This window comes from Brachybacterium tyrofermentans (assembly GCF_014897585.1).
Taxonomy (GTDB): domain Bacteria; phylum Actinomycetota; class Actinomycetes; order Actinomycetales; family Dermabacteraceae; genus Brachybacterium; species Brachybacterium tyrofermentans.
In genome coordinates, this window is record NZ_JABUXW010000057.1 from 1 (window position 1) to 5,052 (window position 5,052).

4 protein-coding genes are annotated in these 5,052 nt (G+C 69.0%); all 4 read right to left on the reverse strand.

Annotation, left to right across the window (positions count from 1 at the left end; translation table 11 throughout):
* The coding region (locus tag INT49_RS20420) for a heavy metal translocating P-type ATPase (protein ID WP_193119573.1) at window positions 1-1,898 on the reverse strand (1,898 nt) is incomplete at its 3' end.
* Complete coding sequence (locus INT49_RS20425) at window positions 1,895-3,823, reverse strand: cytochrome c oxidase assembly protein (RefSeq protein ID WP_258772473.1); 1,929 nt, start codon at window positions 3,821-3,823, stop codon at window positions 1,895-1,897. The genes INT49_RS20425 and INT49_RS20420, both read right to left, overlap by 4 nt.
* Window positions 3,824-3,901: 78 nt before the next feature.
* Complete coding sequence (locus INT49_RS20430) at window positions 3,902-4,750, reverse strand: M48 family metalloprotease (protein WP_096166793.1); 849 nt, start codon at window positions 4,748-4,750, stop codon at window positions 3,902-3,904.
* A partial coding sequence (locus INT49_RS20435; protein WP_193119574.1) for a BlaI/MecI/CopY family transcriptional regulator occupies window positions 4,747-5,052 on the reverse strand: 306 nt, incomplete at its 5' end. The genes INT49_RS20430 and INT49_RS20435, both read right to left, overlap by 4 nt.

Genomic DNA, 5,052 nt, shown 5'->3' on the forward strand with positions numbered 1-5,052 from the left:
TGTTCGATCACGGCGACCTTCTCGGTGGGCAGGACGCCGGCACGGACGTCCGGGATGCCGAGGGAGCCTGCGACGCGCTCGGCAGCGGCCGGGGCGTCCCCTGTGAGCAGCACCGTCCGCAGTCCGAGCCCGTGCAGTGCGGCGACGGCCTCCGCGGCGTCCTCCTTGACCGCATCGGAGAGGGTGACTACTCCGATGACCTCTGCGTCTCGTGCGACCAGCGCTGTGGAGCGACCTGCCTGCTCGGCCTCGCTGACGGCTTCCTCCATCGGCCCGCTGAGGTGGGCGCCCAATTCGTGCATGAAGGCGGGGCTTCCGACTGCGATGCTCTCACCATTGATCGTTGCGCTGATCCCGTGACCGGGGGAGACGATGTGCCCAGTGGCGGCAGGGATGTCGGCGACCATGGTCGCGGCGTGGGTGCGGAGTGCTTCGGCGACGGCGTGCTCGGAGGATGCTTCGACCCCCGCGGCCAGGCGCATCAGCTGCTCAGCGGTGACTCCGTGGGGGTGGATGTCGATGACGCGCGGGGCGCCGAGCGTGAGGGTTCCGGTCTTGTCCAGGACGACGGTGGTGACCTTGCCGCTGGCTTCGAGAGCGTCTTGTCCCTTGACCAGGACCCCGAGCAGCGCGCCGCGTCCGACGCCGACCATCAGCGCGGTGGGGGTGGCGAGGCCGAGGGCGCAGGGGCAGGCGATGATCAGCACGCTGATCCCGTTGGTCACCGCAGTGGGCAGGTCTGCACCGGAGAGGAGCCAGGCAGACGCGACGAGCACGGTGAGGACGAGGACGACGGGCACGAAGACGCGCACCACGGCGTCGACGAGGTGCTGGACCTGGGCCTTGCGGATCTGCGCCTGCTCGGCGATGGCGGCCATCTGTGCGAGCTGGGTGTGGGCACCGACCCGGGTCGCCTCGAGGGCGAGGATCCCGTCCGCGGAGACGGTGCCGCCTATGACCTCGTCGCCCGGTCCGACGGTGCGGTGCAGGGATTCCCCAGTCATCGCACCGGTGTCGAGGGAGGCGGTGCCCTCGATGACCCGGCCGTCGACGGCGATCGTCTCGCCGGGGCGCACGAGCACGACGTCCCCGGTGCGGAGCTCCTCGACCGGCACCATCGTCTCGACCCCGTCACGTCGACGGCGGGCCTCCCGTGCCCCGAGGGCGGACAGCGCGCCGAGCACGTCGCCGGCGCGGCGCCGGCTGCGGGTCTCGAAGTAGCGGCCCGCGAGCTGGAAGGTCGTCAGTCCCGCGGCGACATCGAGGTACAGGGCGTTGGCGCCCTCGGGGACCTCGCCGATGCCGAGCCACACGCCGTCGGCGGCGTCGATGCCCGCGAGCATCGAGACCAGGGCCCAGCCGAACGAGGTGAGGATGCCGATGGAGACGAGAGTGTCCATGCTGACGGAGCGGTTCTGCAGGTTCCTCCAGGCAGCCCGGTGGAAGGGCCATGCCGCCCACGTGATGACGGGGACCGCGAGGAGGACGCACAGCAGTTCCCAGCCGGGGAACCGCCATTGCTCGACGAGTGCGAGGGCGATGGTGAGGTCCATCAGGGGGACGGTGAGCAGTGCTGCGGTGATGAGTCTGCGCCGCAGGCTCACGATGCGGTTCTCGTTGGCGCGGCGCGACCACTCGTCGTCCTGGTCGTCGTGCTCGGCGGCGTCATACCCGGCGCCGCGGATGACATCGATCGCGTGCGCCGGTGAGGTGATGCCCGTGACGACGGCGCGCTCGGTGGCGTAGTTGACGGTGGCGCTGACGCCGTCGAGCTTGTTCAGCTTCCGCTCGATGCGATTCGCGCATGCCGCGCAGGTCATCCCGGAGACGTCGAAGGTGTACCGCTCCTCCAGGGAGAGGGCTGGTGGGGCGGCCTGTGCGGTGGGGGTGTGGTTCATCGGGTGCGCTCCCTGTCCGAGAGTCTCTTGAGCATGTCGTTGTAGGCGTCGAACTCGGTGTCCAGGCCGCGGTCGAGGTGCCGATCCCGGCGACGGGCCTCCTTGTCGTCCTGGCGCGCCCATTGGATGCACAGTGCGACGATCGCGATGATCAGCGGGATCTCCCCACCCGCCCAGGCCACCGCGCCGGCCATCTTCTGGGACTCCCACAGGTTCGCCCACGGCAGTGCGAGGTAGTCGTAGTAGGTCTGGGCGAACAGCGTGGGCGAGGAGTAGATGGCCACTCCGAAGAAGGCGTGGAAGGGCATCGCGGCGAAGGTGTAGCCGAGCTTCCCGATATGGGGCAGCGGGCGCGGCGGACGGTCCACACCGATGATCAGGCTGTAGTACGCGTACCCCGTGGCCAGGAAGTGGAGGTTCATCAGCTGGTGCGCCCAGTGGAAGCGCATCATCGTGCCGAACAGCGGAGTGAAGTACAGGCCGTAGTAGGAGCCGATGAAGATGACGAACACGACCGCCGGGTGGTAGAGGGTCCGCAGCAGCCGCCAGTGCAGGATCTGCGTCACCCATGAGTGCACGCCCGCCCGGCGTCGATCCGCGCGTGCGGTGCGCAGGATCAACGTGATCACCCCGCCCTGGACCAGGAGGATCGGAGCGAGCATCGACAGGCTCATGTGCACCACCATGTGCACGCCGAAGTCGGGGGCGGAGTACTTTCCGAACCCGGAGCTCGTGGCCGCGAGGACGACCAGCCAGCCGCCACACCACAGCAGTACGCGGCTGATGGGCCATCTCGTGCCCCGGCGGCGCAGGACGATCACCATCGCGAGATAGGACGCGATGCCGACGACGGCGAGGACGGCGAACAGCAGGTTGAGCCTCCCTGTGCTCATCAGCGTCGCGAAGGTCGGCGCATCCGGCACCTCGAACCCCATGAACACCTCAGGGATGCTCGTGGGCACGAAGTACTGCGGTGGCGGAATGCGAGTCATCGCCGCACCGATCGCCACCCACACGGTGATCAGCAGGGCCGGGACCGCCATCCGGTGAGAGCCCCTGCGCCGCATCACCACGAGAGAGACAACGAGCGCTGCCAGAAGAGCAAGACGCACCAGGGTGAGAACGCCGGTCACGCTCGCCCACGGATCGCTCCCGGCAAGTTTGAACCACGTCACCACGAGCTCCGCCGCGAGCACGGCGACCGCCCCGACCAGGCCGACGCGGAGGACGAGCCCCTCGTCGAGAGGGCCCCTTTCCCCGCTGCGGATCAGCCGCACCGCGGCGGTGACCAGGACCGGTCCGAGGAGGACTCCTGCCGCGATGGTCTGGAGCGCGCCGGCATCCCCGCCGATGTCATGGTTCGGACCGACGAGGATCTGCCCCACCACCACCGGCGCCAGCGCGCCGATGATCCCCGCCCACAGCCCCGGCAGCAGCGTCGTCCAGCGCGTGCCCCAGTAGGAGCACAGCCACAGGACCAGCGCTCCGAACAGGGTCACGGTCCATGCCCGGGGCATGTAGCCGAACGTGTAGAGCGGTCCGAACGCACCTGGCTCCAGGAGGCGGCCCAGCTCGACGCCGTTGGACTCGGGTGCAGCGACGATCAGGTTCGCCGCCGCCAGCACGGTCCAGGCGCCCGACGCCCAAGTGAGGAGGCGCAGGTCCGGGCCGAATCGCAGCCGGCCTGCCTCGCTCTTCCCGCGCGGATGCAGGAACAGCACCGCGACGACGGCGCCCAGGGAGGTCACGGCCGCGAGGTCTGCGGCACCGCGCAGCGCGGCGGCAGTCACGGCCGTCCCTGTTCCGGGGAACCCTCGGTGGATGTCCTCGTACACGGAGGGGCCGCCGAGCAGGTTCGCGGCCATCGCAGGAAGTATTGCGACGAGGAGCGCGCCGAGCGCGAAGGCCACTGCTCTCTGCTTCACCACGCCGACTCTACAAGATGTCGAATACTGGTCTCGGGGCGACAGGTCGCGATGTCGCGGACGTCTCCCGTGCGCCACTCAGCGATGCTCGGGGCGCAGATGTCCGCTTGGGGTGCGCGAAGACGGCAAGGCGTCCGGCGCGCAGTGCTGTGGGTGGAGTGCGCTGACTCGAGCGGCGCGAACTCCGAGCTCGCGGGAGGGGGTGAGGCGGTTGAGAGCGGCCAGGGCCGCCCGCAGGTGGGCCGGACCTACCTTCGAGGCTGCAGCGTCATCCGCGGCCAGCTCGGTGAGCAGCGTGATCCGTGAAGCGAGCTCTCTTCGCAGGCCGGAACGTTTGGGCAAGCACGCCGTGTGCCACGCTCCAAGCCTCCTCAGTAGTGTGTGGTGCTGTCTGAGATGCGCTGCCTCATGGGCGAGAACAGCGGATAGGTAGGAGGGCGGCAGTGCGTGCTGGACAGCGCGCGAGACGAAAATCGTTGACGGCGTGCCCGGTATAGCCACGGCCACATAGCGCGGGTCCTCGATCTCCACGACGGTGATGGTGCCCATCTGCCAGGAGTCTGTCCGCCGGCGGGAGAGCAGTTCGGTGATGCTTGGCCGATCGTCATCTTCCTCGCCGAGATCGACCCGGCGCAGCTGGGTAAGGGACCCCGCGATACCAAGACCTCCGAGCCCGGCCCAGGCGATGAGCGTCAGGGCCAGCCCCTCGATCGGGGCGCCAGCAGAGCTCGTCGACAGCGACAGCGCGGACGCGACGAGAACGGCCACGATCGTGACGACTAGTCCCAGTGCGCCGGTAAGAGCCCACGCCGCCAGCGCGCGACGCGGACGACGGATCTGCCACGTCCCACGAGTGAGAAGACACGCCGAGAGCGGGACCGCGGCGAGGCCTGTCACTAACGGCCCGACGATCGCCCAGATCATCATCGTTCCCGGCGAGAACGCCGTGAGGTGATCGCATCCATCACCAGATCGAGGTCGGCCTCGGAGAGGTTGTTTGTGAAGGCCATCAGTGCATCCTCGCGGTCCTGGGCGTCCTCGAGCACCTCGACCATGTCGGCGGCGTGCGCCTGCGCGCTACTGACGGCTGCTTCGAAGGTGACCCGCCGGGGGGAGAGGGCTCGTCGGGTGACCATCCCTTTCGTCTCGAGCCGGGACAGCACCGTCAGGACCGTGGTCTGGGCGGGTGCGGGGTCATCGAAGGTCACCTGGATCGCGCTGGCACTAAG